The 16,747-nt window shown below is 61.9% G+C and carries 15 protein-coding genes and 1 pseudogene; 6 read left to right on the top strand and 10 right to left on the bottom strand.

Annotation, left to right across the window (positions count from 1 at the left end; all coding sequences use genetic code 11):
* Nucleotides 1–34: 34 nt before the first annotated feature.
* The 7 genes and pseudogenes from N1F89_RS06015 to N1F89_RS05985 all read right to left on the bottom strand — a co-directional run.
* Nucleotides 35–792: pseudogene (locus N1F89_RS06015) on the bottom strand (IS3 family transposase); the annotation flags it as partial.
* Between the two features lie 405 nt (nucleotides 793–1,197).
* Entirely contained in the window at nucleotides 1,198–2,130 is a 933-nt protein-coding gene (gene speB, locus N1F89_RS06010; protein ID WP_290082523.1) for an agmatinase, read from the bottom strand.
* Nucleotides 2,131–2,189: 59 nt separating this feature from the next.
* Complete coding sequence (locus tag N1F89_RS06005) at nucleotides 2,190–3,200, bottom strand: agmatinase family protein (protein ID WP_290082522.1); 1,011 nt, start codon at nucleotides 3,198–3,200, stop codon at nucleotides 2,190–2,192.
* On the bottom strand, nucleotides 3,197–4,042 hold the full coding sequence (locus N1F89_RS06000) for an amino acid ABC transporter ATP-binding protein (RefSeq protein WP_290082521.1): 846 nt from the start codon (nucleotides 4,040–4,042) through the stop codon (nucleotides 3,197–3,199). The genes N1F89_RS06005 and N1F89_RS06000 overlap by 4 nt, the downstream gene beginning before the upstream one ends.
* A 52-nt stretch (nucleotides 4,043–4,094) precedes the next feature.
* Nucleotides 4,095–4,745 (bottom strand): amino acid ABC transporter permease, encoded by a 651-nt coding sequence (locus N1F89_RS05995; RefSeq protein ID WP_290082519.1) that lies wholly within the window; start codon nucleotides 4,743–4,745, stop codon nucleotides 4,095–4,097.
* Between the two features lie 3 nt (nucleotides 4,746–4,748).
* Nucleotides 4,749–5,402 carry an amino acid ABC transporter permease gene (locus N1F89_RS05990; RefSeq protein WP_290082518.1) on the bottom strand — a complete coding sequence of 218 codons (654 nt, stop codon included), beginning with the start codon at nucleotides 5,400–5,402 and terminating at the stop codon, nucleotides 4,749–4,751.
* A gap of 109 nt (nucleotides 5,403–5,511) precedes the next feature.
* Nucleotides 5,512–6,366, bottom strand: a complete 855-nt coding sequence (locus tag N1F89_RS05985; protein WP_290082515.1) for a transporter substrate-binding domain-containing protein — start codon at nucleotides 6,364–6,366, stop codon at nucleotides 5,512–5,514.
* A gap of 261 nt (nucleotides 6,367–6,627) precedes the next feature.
* Here N1F89_RS05985 and N1F89_RS05980 point away from each other — a divergent pair, with 261 nt between their 5' ends.
* On the top strand, nucleotides 6,628–7,527 hold the full coding sequence (locus N1F89_RS05980) for a LysR family transcriptional regulator (RefSeq protein ID WP_290082513.1): 900 nt from the start codon (nucleotides 6,628–6,630) through the stop codon (nucleotides 7,525–7,527).
* A 28-nt stretch (nucleotides 7,528–7,555) separates the two neighbouring features.
* Here the strand turns inward: N1F89_RS05980 and N1F89_RS05975 are convergent, their stop codons facing one another.
* From N1F89_RS05975 to N1F89_RS05965, 3 genes are all read right to left on the bottom strand, one after another.
* Nucleotides 7,556–8,194, bottom strand: coding sequence for an urea carboxylase-associated family protein (locus tag N1F89_RS05975; RefSeq protein ID WP_290082512.1), 639 nt, complete (start codon nucleotides 8,192–8,194; stop codon nucleotides 7,556–7,558).
* Nucleotides 8,191–9,189 carry an agmatinase gene (speB, locus tag N1F89_RS05970; RefSeq protein ID WP_290082511.1) on the bottom strand — a complete coding sequence of 333 codons (999 nt, stop codon included), beginning with the start codon at nucleotides 9,187–9,189 and terminating at the stop codon, nucleotides 8,191–8,193. Before speB (N1F89_RS05970) ends, N1F89_RS05975 begins: the two co-directional genes overlap by 4 nt.
* 583 nt (nucleotides 9,190–9,772) lie before the next feature.
* Nucleotides 9,773–10,870, bottom strand: a complete 1,098-nt coding sequence (locus N1F89_RS05965; protein ID WP_290082509.1) for a LacI family DNA-binding transcriptional regulator — start codon at nucleotides 10,868–10,870, stop codon at nucleotides 9,773–9,775.
* A gap of 671 nt (nucleotides 10,871–11,541) precedes the next feature.
* On the opposite strand from N1F89_RS05965, the gene N1F89_RS05960 reads away from it, so the two are divergent.
* From N1F89_RS05960 to N1F89_RS05940, 5 genes are all read left to right on the top strand, one after another.
* Nucleotides 11,542–12,747 (top strand): ABC transporter substrate-binding protein, encoded by a 1,206-nt coding sequence (locus N1F89_RS05960; protein WP_290082508.1) that lies wholly within the window; start codon nucleotides 11,542–11,544, stop codon nucleotides 12,745–12,747.
* Between the two features lie 99 nt (nucleotides 12,748–12,846).
* Nucleotides 12,847–13,581 (top strand): ATP-binding cassette domain-containing protein, encoded by a 735-nt coding sequence (locus tag N1F89_RS05955; RefSeq protein ID WP_290082507.1) that lies wholly within the window; start codon nucleotides 12,847–12,849, stop codon nucleotides 13,579–13,581.
* Complete coding sequence (locus N1F89_RS05950; protein WP_290082505.1) at nucleotides 13,568–14,248, top strand: ABC transporter ATP-binding protein; 681 nt, start codon at nucleotides 13,568–13,570, stop codon at nucleotides 14,246–14,248. The genes N1F89_RS05955 and N1F89_RS05950 overlap by 14 nt, the downstream gene beginning before the upstream one ends.
* Nucleotides 14,249–15,118 (top strand): branched-chain amino acid ABC transporter permease, encoded by an 870-nt coding sequence (locus N1F89_RS05945; RefSeq protein ID WP_290082504.1) that lies wholly within the window; start codon nucleotides 14,249–14,251, stop codon nucleotides 15,116–15,118. It begins immediately after the preceding gene.
* Nucleotides 15,115–16,155 carry a branched-chain amino acid ABC transporter permease gene (locus tag N1F89_RS05940; protein WP_290082503.1) on the top strand — a complete coding sequence of 347 codons (1,041 nt, stop codon included), beginning with the start codon at nucleotides 15,115–15,117 and terminating at the stop codon, nucleotides 16,153–16,155. The genes N1F89_RS05945 and N1F89_RS05940 overlap by 4 nt, the downstream gene beginning before the upstream one ends.
* The last annotated feature ends 592 nt before the right edge of the window (nucleotides 16,156–16,747 follow it).

Here is a 16,747-nt window from a genome sequence, read left to right as displayed (position 1 = left end):
GATAGCGTGGGACCATGGCGCGAAGCTGCGCCAATCAAGTGGTCCGGTTTCCGTCTTGGTGCATGACGGGTGTCGGAGCTACGGTCGGGGTGGCCGGCGAGCGGTTCCGGATGGCGGCGCCGGCCACTGCACGACCTGTGGAGCCGGCGGCCGGTAGCCGGGGGATGAGGGCGGTCGCTTCGTGTTGTAGTGCTGGCGCCAGCCCTCGGTAACGATCCGCGCCTCGGCCGGGCTGTAGACGATCTCGCCGTTGAGGAGCTCGGCGTTGAAGCTCTCGCAGTAGCCGTTCTCCCATGAACTGCCTGGCTCGATGCAGGCCGTCCTGGCGCCGGCGGCTGCGATCCACTCCCGCACCGCCGCGGCCGCGAATTCCGGGCCATTGTCCGATCTGATGGGGTCCGGGACGCCACGGAGGATGAACTGGTCGGACAGCACATCGATGACATCCGTCGATCTCAGCCGTCGGTCGATCCCGATCGCCAGGCTCTCCCGGGTGAACTCGTCGATGAGGTTGAGCATCCGGAACCTCCTTCCATCATGGGTCCGGCTCTCGACGAAGTCATGGGACCAGACGTGCTTGGATCGCTCGGGTCGCAGGCGAATGCATGAACCGTCGTTGAACCAGAGGCGCCCCTTCTTCGGTTGCCTCGAAGGCCCCTTCAGCCCCTCCCGCCGCCAGGTCCGCTCGACGCGCTTCACGTTGACGATCCAGCCGGCATCGCGCAGCCGGGCCGTGATCCGTCTGTAGCCGTCGCGACCATGTTGCGATGCAAGCGCGACGATGTCGGCGGTGCCCTGCTACTCCCTCTACAATCGGCCCGCTGCCATGCGGAGAAATCAACCTACATGGTCGCAAGCGCCCGACCGCTGTTCGCATAAGTGGTGGCTTGGGAACCGCCGAGCGGTTGGATTTTGGGGGTATATGGCAGGGGTACTTAGGCTTCGGCGAGTAAAATACGGATTTTAAAACAGCGCGTTACTGACGATGTTCGATTCCTCCCCTGCACCATCAGCCTTCCTTCGAAAGCCGGCGTGTTGATTTCCGAACCGACACGGTCGGCCGCTTGACCAGTTCGATCGCCAGCGCCGGTTAGGCAAAGTCGCTTTCAGCGCGGACTCTTCGACGGTCCACCAGGCCGTAATCCCGGGAATGCGCCCAGCGCGTTCCGGGCCGGTCCGGACAGACTGCACCGTGCTTCAGGCGCCGACCATCGCGCAAAGAAGTTCGAACAGCAGGGTCGCGCCCGTGAGTGCGGTAAGGCCGGACGGATCGAGCGGCGGCGACACCTCCACGAGATCGGCTCCAGCGATGTCGAGGCCGGAGAGAGAGCGAATCATCTTCTGCGCCTGATGGGTCGTGATGCCACCGATCTCCGGCGTACCGGTTCCCGGCGCGAACGACGGGTCGACCACGTCGATGTCGAACGAGACATACGTCGCCGCATTTCCGACAATGGAGCGCGCCTCCGCCATCACCGAGTCGATGCCGCGTTCCATCACCTCCTCGATGAAGACGAGGCGAATGCCGGCGGCGCGGGCGAAATCGTAGTTGGCTGCGCTCGAGATCGAGCCTCTGATGCCGATCTGTACCATGCGCTTCGGATCGAGCAGGCCTTCCTCCACCGCACGGCGGAACGGCGTGCCATGATTGTAGCGATTGCCGAAGAACGCGTCATACGTGTCGGAATGGGCGTCGAAGTGAATGAGACCGAGCGGTCGGTCGGTCAATCCGCGCAGGATCGGCAGCGTTACCAGATGATCGCCTCCAATCGCGAGCGGCCGGGCGCCGGCCTGGCGAATGCCGGAGAAAGAAGCGGCAATGGTATCGAGCGCGCCATTGAGGTCGAGGGGGCTCACCGACACGTCTCCGCAGTCCCCTACCCGCGCGAGATCGAAGGGCGAGCGACCTGTGACATGATGGACACGCCTTACGAGGCTGGACTGGTTGCGGATTTCACGGGGACCGTGCCGGGCGCCCGGGCGATTGGTCGTCCCGCTGTCGAACGGCACCCCCACCAGGGCAATGTCGACCTGATCAGGCGTCGTCGTCGGCAGGCGCATGAAGGTCGAGGGGCCGGCAAAGCGCGGCACGATGCCTGAATCGAGTGGCTGAAAGTCAGCGCTGACCATTGGCTGGCGTCTTTCCCATTGGTGCCGGCACCGGAGCGAAGGCGCGGCGAGTGTGGATGTCAGTCTCGCAGGGGTTCGGTTGCGTGGGCGTGCCGCCATGCATCCTGTTTCCCGGCTTTCCTCGCCGCCAGGCAGAACAGCGCTTCCGCCAGCAAGCGTGCTGCCAGGATGCTCGTCGTGCCGCTGGCGGCGTCGAAATCCGGTGATACTTCGACGAGATCGAAGCCGGAGAAGCCGTCACGCGCGACGATCCGGAGCCCGCGGATGATCTCGCGCGATGTCAGACCTCCCGATTCCGGGCTGTTGGTTGCCGGGGCGAAAGCCGGATCGACGCCGTCGATGTCGAGGCTGATGTAGAGGCGAGCGCCGTCAACGGTCGCTATCTTGCGCGCGCGTTCCGCTACCGTATCGATGCCAAGGCGGTCGACCTCCTCCATGGAGTAGACCGTTATGCCGAGCTGGCGATAGAGCGACGTCCATTCCTTCAAGTTGCGCGGCCCCCGGGCGCCGATCACCACGATGCGGCGCGGGTCGACCTGTTCGAGTTGTGCGATGCGCAGCAGCGGCGAGGCCCGTGTGAGACGGTCGCCGCCGAAGGACTCGCTGAGATCGAGATGGGTGTCGAAGACGATCAGGCCGAGAGGTTCGTCTCCCGCCTCTGCGACTGCACGAACGGCCGGATAGCTGATGCCATGGTCGCCGCCGATCGTCAGGGGAATGGTCGTCTTCGCGAGAGCCGCCGCGAGCCTGGCTTCGAGGCGAGCATAACTCTCGACATTGTCTCCAGGCAGCACATCGATGTCGCCGGCGTCGGCCACCGCAATGTGGCTCAGCAGGTCAATGTCCCAATCGAAGGAGTAGCTGCCGTAGAGAAGCGAATACTTGCGGATCTCTTGAGGGGCACGACGTGTCGCACCGCCACGGAAGGTGGCAAGCCCGTCATAGGGCATGCCCACCACAACGGCATCCGCCGACAGCGCGGACAGGTCACGGACATGCGGAAAGGCCATGAAGGGCGGCACGTCGCCATAGATGGGAGGAACACCGACAGGGCTAAGGGTTTCGCTCATGACCGCGCACCGCCTTCTTCGCCTTCGCCGGTGACCGACGCATCGTTCTGGAACAGCATGTTTCGCGACCTCCAGGTGTCGAGAAACTCACGCAGGCGCGGACTTTCGGGTGCATTGAAGAGGCTGACGGGAGGTCCTTTCTCGACTATCTGGCCGTGATCCATGAACACCACGCGGTCGGCGACCTGAGCCGCGAACCCCATCTCATGGGTCACGACGACCATGGTGATGCCGTCGCTAGCCAGCTGCTTCATCGTATCGAGGACCTCGCCCACCAGCTGCGGATCGAGGGCAGATGTCGGCTCATCGAAGAGAATCACATGAGGCTCCATCGCCAGAGCCCGCGCGATGCCGACGCGTTGCTGCTGGCCGCCTGAGAGTTGGGAAGGGTAGCGGTCGGCGAAGCTTTCCAGTCCGACCTTGGCAAGCGCGTGCCTGCCTTGGCCGCGCGCTCTGCCGGTTGGAATTCGCTTGGTCAGTCGCGGTCCGAGAGTGACGTTGTCCAGCACCGTCATGTGCGGCCAGAGGTTGAAGTGCTGGAACACCATGCCGACGTTGCGGCGCACGGCATCGATGTTCTTTTCGCTTTCGCGCACGAGCCCGGAGGCCGTGCGCCGATAGCCCAGCAGGCGTCCTTCGATCTGCACTTCGCCGCTTGTGTATTCCTCGAGGAAGCCGATGCAGCGAAGCAGCGTGCTCTTGCCGGATCCGGACGGACCAATGATGCAGACGACCTCCGAGGGATCGACGTCCAGCGAGATGCCCGACAGCGCCGAGACCGTGCCGAACGTTTTCGTCAGGTCGCGAATCTTGATGATGGGCTCAAGGGGTTTGGTGGTCATCGATTCTGTCTGCTCGCGTTACGGATGGGGCGCCAGGCAACTGCCCGTCGCGCTAGAACTTGACCCGCCGCTCGACGAACCTGCCGAGCCGGGCGACGGTCTCGACCAGCAGCCAGTAAAGCACTGCGGCTGCGACGTAGGGCTGAATGACCGCATATGTTTCGTTGACGAACTGAGTCGTGTTCTTCGTCAGCTCAGCGACGGTTATGATCGACAGAACTGCGGATTCCTTGATCAGGATGATAGTCTGGTTGACCATGGATGGGGTGATCAGCACCAGCATCTGCGGCAACTTGATGTGGCGGATGATCTGCGTACCGGTGAGCCCGGCCATGCGGGCGGCCTCGATTTGCCCCTGTGGGATCGACTGGAAGCCGGAGCGGAAGATCTCGGCGAAATAGGCGGCGCTGTAGAGGCCGAGCCCGAATACGCCGACGGACTCCGCACTCAGCCTCAACCCGATGCTTGGTCCTCCGTAGTAAAGAACAAAAAGCAGGATGAGTATCGGGAGGCCGCGCATGATCTCGACATAGGTGCGGACGGCCCAGCGCAGCGGTGCGAAGGCGATGCTGCCAAGCCATGCCATGAGAAGCCCGACGGCTATCCCTACCACGGTCGCCAATGCGCAGATCCAGGCCGTCGTAACCAGCCCGCGGAGCATCAGCGGTGCGTACTGAACCCAAAGGTCGAGGGATTGCATCATGGCCTAGGTTCCGCCGGCGAGGCGCTTTTCTGCCGTGCGGCCGATCAGCGAGAGAAGAAAGTTAACGAGAATATATATCACGGCGGCGGTGATATATATTTCGAAGGGGCGATAGGTCGTCGCTACAATCTGCTGGCTGACGCGCATCAGTTCGGTGACGGCGATCACGGATACCAGGGAGGAATTCTTCAGAATGCTGATCGTTTCGTTGACAAGCGATGGAATGACCAGCCTAAAAATCTGTGGAACGACGACGTGATAGCGCATGGCCCATTTGCGGATCCCCACCATCCGCGCAGCTTCCATCTGGCCCGGCGGGATCGCGAGCAGTCCGCCACGAAAGATCTCTGCCTGAAAGGCAACCGTGTTGAGGGTCAAGGCGATGATGGCGGCAAGGATGGGGGCGACATTGAGACCGATCAGCGGCAGCAGGTAGTAGATGATCAGCAACTGGACGAGGATGGGCGTGCCGCGCCAGACGCTCTGATAGATGCGCGAGAAGCGGCTCACCCAGGGGTTTGACGACGTCACGCCGAAGCACAGCATTAGGCCGAGCGGCATGCCGAGGATGATGGCGGTGCCGGAGACCAGGACGGTCATGCCGGCGCCCCACATCAACATCGGCAGGCTCTCCTGAATGAGGGCGAACGTTGCCACCGGCTTCACCTTGCGAGACGTAGCTGAAAGGTCGACGTGAGAAGTCTTGGAATGGCCCCTGCGGACCGGACGCGCGCAGGGGCCGTCTGTCTTGCCTCGACGGCGACGTTCACTCCTGTGGCACCGGCAGAGCGTCCGTCGGCAGCTCCATGGTGAAGCCGAACCATTTCTCCTGTAGTCTTGCCATCGTTCCGTCGTCCGAAAGCTTGCGGAACTGATCGTCAACGAAGTCGGCCAGAGCTTTGCTGTCGTCGTCTTTGCGGAACGCCCAGCTGAAGTAGGTTGGCGCCCCGAAGGTGGTCTTCACGGTTTCGAACACGTCGCCGCGCTGCGTTTGCAGATAGAGGAGGTTCGGCAGCGAATTGACCACCGCATCTGTGCGTCCGGCGGCGAGGTCGGCGTAGGCCTCGTTGAAGTCGACATAGGTCTGGATGTCGGCTATCGGCTCCAGGCCTTTGGCCTCGAGTTGCTGCGAGAAGGCTTCGGTGCCCTTCAGCTGTGCCGAGCCTGCCTGGGTGCCCACGATCTTGCCGCTAAGGTCGTCCGGGGAGTTGAGCGAGGTGTCGCCCTTCCGCTTGACATAGGAGAAAGAGGCGTCGGCGATCGGCAAGGACAGGCGGTAGGCTTCATACCGCTGCTTGTTGACCGTAACTGCGGTGATGATGGCGTCGAACTTTTTCGTCTGCAGGCCGGGCAGCAACCCCTGGAAGGGCAGATCCAGCCTCGTCACCTTGACGCCGGGAAGCGCTTTCATCACCTCGTCGAACAAGTCGACTCCGTAGCCGACGACTTGCCCGTTCTCCACGAATTCGAAGGGCGGATACCTAGCTTCAGAGGCGATAACGATCTCGCCCTTTTCCTTAATCCGTTCAAGAAGATCGGTCGCCGAAGCCATGCTCGCCGTCGCAAGCGACAGCGAAGCGGCAAGCAGCGCCGCTACGTACGATTTCAAAACGGACCGCATGAAACCCTCCTCTTCTTGCGCCCCTGTCCGGTGGAGCCGCAGCCGTATCCGTGGCGCCGTGCTGAACCCATTGTCCTGCAGGTCAGTGGTGACGGACCGACAACGGCTTCGAATCCGGCGGAGTTCGTTTGACTGCCGGTACTGCGCTTGATCGAAGGATGGCAGGAATGACACTCTAATAAATATGGAAGGAATAGATTATACATCGACATTTGCGATGCTAGCGCCGTCTCTCCAGGCGGCGTATCTCGGAGTTTGAGAATGCGCCTATCCGCTTCCGATATACGTGCGCTGAGGGTTTTCCGTTCGGTCGTCGAGCATGGAGGCTTCAGCGGAGCGCAACTCGCACTCTCCATGAGCCAATCGACGATCAGCTTTCAGATCAACGCGCTCGAGCAGCGCCTTGGCTTTTCGTTGTGCCAGCGTGGCAGACGCGGCTTTGAACTGACGGACCGAGGCCGAGCGGTCTACGAATACTCCAATTCGCTGACGTCTGCGCTCTCGGTGTTCGAGCAGCAACTGGGCGAACTCCGCTTGCGCGCGACCGGGGTACTGCGCGTGGGAGTTGTCGACGCCACTGTGACCGACTGGGTTCTCGGCCTTGACGATGTGATTGAGCAGTTCGTCAGGAAGGCCAGCGAGGTCGATCTGCGCTTAACCATCGGCTCTCCGGAACAACTCATTGCCGATCTCGCGAAGGAACACATCGATTTTGCGATCTCGCCGCGCATAAAACTGCTTCCAGGCTATTCGCAGACCGAATTCCACCACGAGATGAACTCGTTGTATTGCAGCGAACGTCACCCGTTGTACAGGAAGAAGGTTGTGACGAAATCGGACGTGGAAGGGGCGCAGGTTGTGGTGCGACCCTACGCGAACAGGACCGATTTGCAGCACATACCGAATGCAAGGGTTGGTGCCTACGCCTCAAACATCGAGGCCCAGGCAATGTATATCCTGAGCGGTCACTATATCGGCTATCTGCCGGACCACATGATCGTCATGTTCCAAGAAAAGAAACCGCTGAAAGCGTTGCTTGTCCCCGAAACCCGGTTTCGCTCCCCCTTCGTTATCATCGCACCGAAGCACAGGAAGGCGTCTCTACCACAGCGCATATTCCTGCAGGAGTTGCGCAAGAGGGTGGGGGAGATGGGTCGCTGAGAGATCAGCCGGCGGCAAGGAGGAAAGGCTAGCCCGGTTTGCCGGCTGTCGCTTCGTCAATCCTGTAGTGCGCATCGGTGGGCACGCAGGCTGCTCCGTTGATCGGAACGAGGTCCTGCGGGCAGGCTGAAAAAGCGACGATGAGATCCATCTCGGCGCGCAGGCTGACGTGGGAGCCGGGGGCCGAGACCGGCGCCTCGAACGAAATCGAGCCAGCTGCGTCGATCGGGATGTTCATGAAGAGGTTAAGCGGAGAGGGCGTTTCCGGCGCGGCCAGACCGAGCGACGCGAGCGCGGCGGCGAGGTTGTCCGTACAGTTGTCGTGGTGGCCGATGTGGCCGAGTTGCTCGTATCGGTAGCGGTCACAGGCCGCGATCAGCGTGTCGTGCACGCCACCGGACGTGTCCTCCACGATGGTCAGCATCGGGCGCCGCCTGTTGCTGCGCAGCAGGTCGCCGTTGCCGGGATTCACCTTCTGCATGGCACCACGGCTATGCTCCATGGACATGAACTCGGACAGATCGTCGGCACGGAAGGCCCACGTGTCCACCACCTGGCTGCCATGCGTGTTGATGACCGAGACGACCTGTCCCTCGCGAACGTAGGCTGCCACCCCCTTGCGCGCCGGGATGGTCTGGATCTCGTTGGTGTGACCGTCCGTCTTCATCGCTCTTGCTCCTCCTCGCCGCCTGCTTGGTCAGTGCCAGTCCCCCGATCGACAAAGATGTAGCCCAGGAAGTTCAACAGCACCTGGGCGGCAAGGAAGCCGGTCACGCCCGATGGGTCGTAGGCCGGTGCGACCTCGACAAGATCTATGCCGACGACATGGCCTCGTTTGGCCAGCCCCTGAAGGATCTCCATCACCTCGTAGTACACGAAGCCGCCATGGCTCGGCGTGCCCGTACCGGGGGCAATGGACGGATCAAAGCCGTCAATGTCGATGGTCACATAGTAGCGGGCTCCGGCCGGGATGGTGGCGAGAACGCCTTCGGCGCCCAGCTTGCGTGCCTGTCGAACCGAAAGGATGGTTGAGCCTCGTTGGCGAGCGTCGTCGTAACCATCGCGCGCGGTCGAGGAGACATTGCGGATGCCGATCTGGCTGAGCCCCGAGACATGCGCCTGCTCGGCAGCGCGGCGCATGGGATTGCCGTGACCTTCCGTTACACCGTGGCGCACGTCGACGAAATCGAGATGCGCGTCGATTTGAACGATGTGGATCGGCCCGTGATCGCTGAAAGCTCTGACGCAGGGAATGTTGACGGCGTGATCGCCGCCCAGCACGACGGGAAGAGCACCCTTTTCCAGGATCTTTCGCACCGCCTTTTCGGTGTTTGCGTGGCTGGTTGCGGTATCCGTGTGCACGATGTCCGCATCGCCTATGTCGACGATATGAACCTTGTCGAGAGGGAGATAGACCTCGTCGTCTTCATGATCGTAGGCACCACTGTGCCCGAAGGAAAAAAGCGTCGATGCCTCCCGGATCGCCCTCGGGCCGAAACGTGCGCCGGAGCGGTACTGGGTCCCCATGTCGAACGGCACGCCGAGCACAGCAACGTCGGCATCGATCTTGTCCCAGTCCAGGCAAGCTGGCCGCTTGCCAAACGTGCACAGGCCGACAAACGGAAGGTCGAGCCGTCCGCCTTCATATCCATGAAATCCCATCGAATACTTCCCAAATCTAACAGAATGTCGTGCCGGGCGTGCCCAAGATCATGACAGGACCGTGTTGCGTGCTCTCGCTTGTCATGATCCTCGATCACGCCGACGTGCCAGGATCGATTTGAGGGACGCTTAGCACTCGCCCCGAACTCCAATCCATAAGGAGTTTTCGGGGTTCATATCGCTATTTCCGATCAATTCGCATCGTGAGCCGCCCGCTTTCGGGGTCGGGCAGCCGGTTGCCGTTGGCGCCCCATTGAACAGCGCGATCCGATTCCGGGCGGCAGCCCGCAGGTCTCCGCGAGGTCCGTCGTGCCACGACGGGCAGCCGGAAGGTCGAGCTGCTCTCGGCCTTTCGACTGTGCGGAGCGAGTTGGTCGTGCCTTCGCGCAGCACCTGTCGTCAGACCTTGCGAGAGGCGGGCCCTGCATCGAGCGCTCTCTCGGCTGCACGCTCCGATTGAAGCGGGTGCATCTTGAGCTTCGAGTGCGGACAGTCTTGTTTGGGGGCTTCCCGATCCACGGGCGACTCACGGGAGACCGGAGGCGGCACCTCTGCCGGCCCTGCGGTACCGGCGCGGCGACTGTCAGCTTTCGGTTGCGGGCCCGGTCCCAACGGCACGCGACATCGTCTTCGAGGCTGCCGCAGTCCTGCGGGCCTGCGCGGCAGCCATTGTGAGGATCGAGTCACGCTGGATGAGCCTGTGCGGGATCACTTCCCCCGGCATCGTCTGCCGCGTTTCAATCAGCGCAATCAGCATTTCGCAAGCACGGTGGCCCATGAGTTCCGGATTGAGGTCGAGCGCCGTGAGGCTCGGCGAGGAAGACTGGGCGGCGATGCTGTCGGTGCCGGCAGAGACCATGAGGCTGTCCGGCACCTTGATGCCTGCCGCGTGAGCGCCGATCAATAGGCCCGTGGCATGACGGTCGGTCGTACAATGGATTGCGTCGGGCCGGTCCGGCGAGTTCAAGATCGAGCGTGCCAGAAAGAATCCTTCCGATTCGTGCATCGCGTTACCAATCCTGTAAAGTATTTCCGGACGATTGTTCCGTTCGGCCCAGGCGCGATAGCTGGAAATTGCATCATGATTGTAAGAAATCTGCGGTGAAGAGGCCACCAGAGCTATTCTCTCGGCGCCGCGAGACGCGAAAAGATCAAGCATCTCGCTTGTTGCGGCGGTCAGGTCGTTGTCGACCCAGTTTCCTTCTTCTTCGGAGCGCGACAGGTCGCGCCCGGTTGTGACGATCGGAACGTCGGCGCGGCGCAGACGGTCAAGCAGGCGGTTTTCGGGCACAGGATCGACAAAGATGACCCCGTCCAGGTCAAAATGGCCCGTTTCGGCCGACCCCGGCGGCAACGTGAGAAGCGTGCTGAAACCTTGCCCTATCGCGCACTCGGTGATGGAGCCCAGCATCCGCACGAAGAATGCGAGGTTTGTTAAGGTGGAGGTGCCGGTCGACGATTCCGAGTGAATGACAGCGATGCGGCCGACGCGGCCCTCGCGCAGGCCACGGGCTATCGCGCTGGCGCGATAGCCGAGTTGCCGCGCCAGCAATTGGACCCTTTCCGCAGTGGCGGGGTCGATCCTGCCCTTGCCGTTCAGCACGTGCGAGACAGTCGTTACCGAAACGCCGGCGGCGGTCGCGACATCCCGAATTGTGGCTCTCTTGCGTGCTTCTTTCATGCCTTCCCTTCGAGCCTCGCAGGCAGGATACGAGCCCACGGCGGGTGCTGCCCATTGATTTCTTCAGCACGCGAGGGTTCGATGTGATCTCCGGTAGGAGAATACCCTTTGCCAAAGCCTTTTACCTATGGGGGGCGAATTGCAAGATCAACCCTGCATGCCTTTGTGCCAAACCGTGGTTTCCAAGGAGCTCGTGTTCCGCTTCGACCGCGGGCGGTCCGTTGATGGCGGGGTGTGGTCTTGACCGGTTGAACCGGTGAGGCCGACGCGGCAGTCCGGCGTCTCGCGTATCACGGACCGGATGCCACCGTTTGTGGGCTCGTTCATGCGCAGGCGTCCGGATGGAGTGCTCGGCCGTGGCTGCGGAGCCGGGCCCGCTTGCGCGCCCGGGCGCAGAGCTCGTGGCCATGCGCTCGTTGCCAGGCGCATACAGCCTCGCAAAGCCGCGGCGCGGCGATTTCAGCATCACCCTCAACTGGGTGAAGCAGCCGATCGGTGGCCGCTCGGGGTCACGTTTTTCGTGCGCCATTGTTGACAAAACGTTTTTTTCACGACTTAGCTATCAGCAAGGGGAAACAGGCGGCTGACGCGCCAACGCTGCGTCGCCGAGACCGAAGAAAATCTCAAACGCACTCAGAAAAATCTGTCGGAAACGGGAAGGAGGATTCGCTATGTCGATGAATGCAATGAGGCTGCTGTTGCCGCCATTGGCGTTGCTGGGCATGTGCTCGCTCGCACAGGCCGAGCAGCCGCCGACTGTCGAAATTGGCGCTCCGATTCCGATTACCGGCCCATATGCCGTTGATGGACAGGTGATGCTCAAAGCCATCGAGCTTGCCGTCGACCATCTCAACGAAAAAGGCGGCGTGAACGGCAGCGAAGTCTCCGTTCGCACCTTCGACATTGGTGACCTGACGCCGGACAAGCTGCAGGCTGCGGCGTCAGAGCTGGTCGACCGGCAAAACGTTGCCGTGCTGATCAACGGCTATGGCGGGATGGGGCCGGATATTCCGGCGTTCTGCGGTCGCGAGCAACCCTACCTCAACAACAACGCGACGTCGGCCGTGGTCGAACTCACCGCACGCCTCGGCTGCGAGAATATCTTCATGGCCGCGGATGTCGAGCGCAACTACGGTCGGGCCACATTCGAACAGCTCATGGCGACGGGGATAGACTTCGGCGAGCGCCGCGTTGCGATCCTTCATGGTCCGTACGATTGGGAGGTCGGCTTTACCGCCAGCGTCGAGGAGGCGGCGATGGAGGCCGGCTGGACCGTAACGCTTACCGAGGAAGTGCCGTATGGCACGACACAGTGGGCCGCCATGATGCAGAAGCTGCGCATGCAGCGTCCCAATCTGATCGTCTTTGAAACGCTCGATCCCGCTTCGGTAAGCACCTTTCTGGACCAGTTTCGCAAGGCGCCGATCGCCGGAGCGATGGTCTATGCCGGCTATGCCGTTTCCACCCCTGCTCTGGCGGAGATGATCTCCCAGGGAAATCTGGACGGAATCGTGGGCATGACGCTTTCTGCCCAAAGACCGGGCGCGCAAGGCGAGGCGTTCTCCGCTGCATGGCAGGAGAAGTTCGGCGAACAGCCTCCGTTGAGCATCGCAGGGCAGGTGTATGACGAGGTGATGCTCTGGGCCGAGGCGGCGACCCGTGCAGGCGATGCGACGGATTACGCCAAGGTGCGGGACGAGATCATGAAGATCAGCTATGCTGGTGTGACCGGTACGCTGTCCTTCAACGACGACTACCTCGTTCCCGTCGGTGACGAGACGCAGCCGTCGCAATTTCTCCAGGCAATCGATGGCAAGATCGTGCCTCTGATGATCGGCACGCAGAAGGTGGGCGAGTTCGTAAGCCCCGACTGGTAGTCGTGCCAGCTTCCCGCGCAGGGGACCGGCTCAAATCACCAGCATAGGAATACGATAGGGGCGGCCGGGGCGCGAGTCCTCCGCCACCGGGAGTGCGTCATGGCCTTCACCGCACAAGGTCTCAGCAGGCGGTTCGGAAATTTTCATGCCCTCAAGGAAGTCAGTTTCGAGGTCGCCCGAGGGGAAGTGCTGGGGATTGCCGGTCCCAATGGCGCAGGCAAGAGCACATTGCTGAATGTCTGCACCGGTGTCTTGCGTCCCTCGGCCGGATCCATTGCGATGGATGGCAGGCGCATAGACCGCTTGCCGCTTCATCGCCTGTCGGGTCTCGGCCTCGCCCGTACGTTTCAGATCCCGCAGGTTTTCGCGTCTCTGGACGTGGAAACGAACATCCGCGTCGGCGGTACGTTCGGAACCTCCGGCACCGAAGAGGACGGACGGAAGCGGACCGACAGCATTGTCGAGCTTCTGAACCTGCGGTCGCTGCGCTACCGGCTTGCCGGCGAAGCGGACCTGCTTACGCGAAAGATGATCATGCTTGGCGCGGCGCTGGCCACCGGGCCGAGCATCGTCTTCATGGACGAACCCTTTGGTGGCCTGAACGCTCAGGAGATAGAAGATTACGCCGCGCTGGTCGAAAGGTTGCGCGACAAACTCGGTCTGTCCTTCGTCATCGTCGAACACAAGATGCGGGCGCTGACCCGCCTGTCGGATCGGCTTCTCATCCTCAATTTCGGCGAGACGCTTTGCGAAGGGACCCCCGACGCGGTGTTGGCCGATGAGCAGGTGAACGACATCTACCTGGCTCGGAGAGACACTATTGCTGTCCATTGAATCGCTCAACTCCGGATACGGTGACTTCAAGGTCATCCAGAACGTCTCGCTGAGGATGGAGCGCGGGCAGGCCGCCGGAATCCTTGGGCCAAACGGGCATGGAAAAAGCACGTTCCTGAAGACCGTGTGCGGGCTGCTGCGTCCCGACAGCGGCAAGGTGGAGTTCAAGGGCGAGGACGTGACCGGGCTCGGCGCGGCCGCCATGGCCTCGCGCGGCCTGGTCTACGTCGCGGAGGACCGGCGACTGTTCAACGATATGACCGTGCACGAAAACCTCATGCTCGGAGCCTATCTGCCGCGTGCCCAGAAAGTGCGATCGCGCAATCTTGAGTTTGTTCACGCATTGTTTCCGAGGCTGGCCGAGAGGCGCAGCCAACGCGCCGGCAGCTTGTCCGGCGGCGAGGCTCAGATGCTGGCAATGGCGCGCGGCCTGATGTCGGCGCCGGATTGCATCGCGCTGGACGAGCCGTCCCTGGGCTTGTCGCCGAAACTGACTGCAACCCTCATGGACGCGGTTGTCGAGATCAACCGCACCGGCATCACGGTTCTCCTGGTCGAGCAGAGCCTCGATCTCATCCGTCCACATCTGAGCAAGGTTTGGCGGATCGAGGAGGGAGCACTGAAGCGCGAGAATCCGGCCGCAATTCTCCAAGACATGGAGGTATGAGTGTCTGAAGCGATATTCATTCTGGTCTCCGGCATCATCACCGGAACCGTTTATGCGGTCTTCGCAGCGGGGCTTTCACTGGTCTACGGCACCTCGCGTATCCTGAATTTTGCCTATGGCTCGTTTTACATGATGGCGGCATATCTGGCCTGGTTCCTCGTGGTGCGGCTGGAGCTCAACTACGCGGTCGCTGCCATGGTGTTGCTCCCGGCCCTGTTTCTGATCGGGCTGGTGGTCGATCATCTCGTCATTCGCCGCCTGCGCCAGTCCGAAAACTGGAAGCTGGTCAGCATGATGGGGACGCTCGGGCTAGCCCTTATCCTCGACAATGCGGCGCTGGTCGCTTTCGGCCCGGAGCAACGCAGCATTCCACCGATCTCCTCGAACGTTGTGCAAATGGGACCGATGTTCATCGGGGTTCAGGAGATCGCGATATTCTTCATTGCCATAGTGGCGATCGTAGCCCTGGAGCTATTCCTGCGCACGGCGCCGTTGGGACAGGCGATGCGGGCAGTCTCGCAGGACATGCAGGGAGCTTCGATGGTGGGCATCGGCGTTGATCGGGTGTTCGCGGTCGCCTTCGGTCTCTCGCTCGTGTTGGTCGGCATAGCCGCGCTCACGCTCTCGCCGGTCACCCTTGTATCGCCGCAAGCCGGTTGGCCTTTGTTCCTCAAGGCATTCGTGATCGTTGTATTCGGCGGGCTCGGCAGCATCAACGGGGCGCTGATCGCCGCGCTTATTCTAGGAGTCACCGAGACGGCGGTGATTTATTACCTCGGCACGAGCTGGACGATGCTGGTCTGGCTCCTGGTTCTGGTCATTGTCCTCATGGTGCGACCGAAGGGCTTGCTTGGAGTTTGGGGCGTATGAGTGTCCTCGATTCAATCCGGAGCAGCGCGTCCGGCAAGACGGTGAACGACGTCGACCACGGCTCCGTGCAACAGGCCGGTTTTCTGCGGCGCAGCCAAATCGCTTTCGCGACGTCGGTTGCCTGCCTTGCGGGCCTCGGCCTGGCGATCGAGAGCAACTATCTGCTGCATATCCTGATCCTCGCTCTGATATGGTGTGTGGTCGTGGCCAGCTGGGATCTGCTGATGGGCTACGCGGGGCTGATGAATTTCGGTCAGCTCGTGTTTTTCGCCGTCGGCGGCTACGCGAGCCAGATGCTCGCGCTTCAGGCGGGATTGGGTGCCTTGCCCTCGCTTTTCGTCGCCGTCGCGGCCTCGGCGTCCTTTGGCCTGCTCGTCGGTCTGCCATGTCTGAGACTGCGCGGCGAGTACGTGGCTCTGTTCACCTTCGCGGTGCACTTGGCCTTTCCGACGTTGTTGCAACTTGGTCGCAATCACGGAACGGGCGGGTCAGCGGGCCTGATGGGTGGACAGCCGCTGGAACTGTTTGGATACAGCCTCACATCAGCGGACAAGACGGCATGGTTCTTCCTGATGCTGGCGATTGCGTCCTTCTGTGTATGGCTGATTTACTTCGTGCTGCTGCGCGGCCGCATGGGGTTGGCCTTCATCGCCCTGCGCGATGCCGAACAGGCAGCACGCGTGCTGGGTGTGAACGAGGTGCGCTACCGGCTTCTGTCCTTTGTGATCTCGGCGGGTCTGACCGGTCTGGCCGGTGCGCTCTATGCGAATTATCTGGGGGTGATCGCGCCGACGGTGCTCGGCAACGAATTTTTCCTGATCGCCATGACCATGCTCTGCGTCGGCGGCATGGGGCGTTTTCCCGGCGTTATTCTCGGAGCATTCGTCATCACGATCGGGAACGAGTTGCTCCGCGAATTCGGAGAGTATCGGCTTCTGATTCTGGGCGTGATTGTCGTCGCCTCCACCATCTGGCTGCCGCACGGCATTGCGGCATGGTTGAAGATACCCCGTCTGCCGTTTCGCACGCGTCTGTGATTCCGTGCGCAGGGACCCGGCGGCGTGGCTCAACGTCGCCGGAGCGAGCTTCCACTCCGACCCCTGCGCCCTTCGCGCGACGTTGACTGCCACCGGCACCGCCCGCCGCCAAGTCCGGCCTCGCTGCTCCGGCTTCCCCCAGGGCAGGCGAGCCCCGCAGGCAAAAATCACGATCGCCGATGACGCAACACGAGACATCAAGCACACATCGTCTCCCGTTCCCAAGGTTCCGCCAACGGCCGGCAGCGCGTTGGCTCCCATGCCGAAACGGACGGCGAGCAAGCTGCCCACGACGGCAGCGACGCCATTTGGCGCCGTCGCCAGAAAGGGCGATGCGCCTCGCCGTCCTCGTTGGTGAGAGCGTTCCGCTTGCTGTCCCGATTTGTCTCAGACGGTCTTCGCTGGCTCGAGACGGGCGTTTCGAGGCCGCGCGCCCCCAAGGTGGAGCTTGCGTTCGTGCCGTCTCCCAACACTGGATTCTTTTCCTAGTTTGCTCCCGCGGGCGCCAGGCGGTTCCTGGCCGTGCCATTCGCGATTATAGCGTTTGACAAAACGTTTTGGCTTCGACTAACGTTGTCGAACAGTCAGCCAC

The organism is Aquibium sp. A9E412 (genome assembly GCF_030398335.1).
Classification (GTDB): Bacteria; Pseudomonadota; Alphaproteobacteria; order Rhizobiales; family Rhizobiaceae; genus A9E412.
Note: the sequence above shows the minus strand (reverse complement) of the source record. Positions and strands in the feature narration are given on the sequence as shown.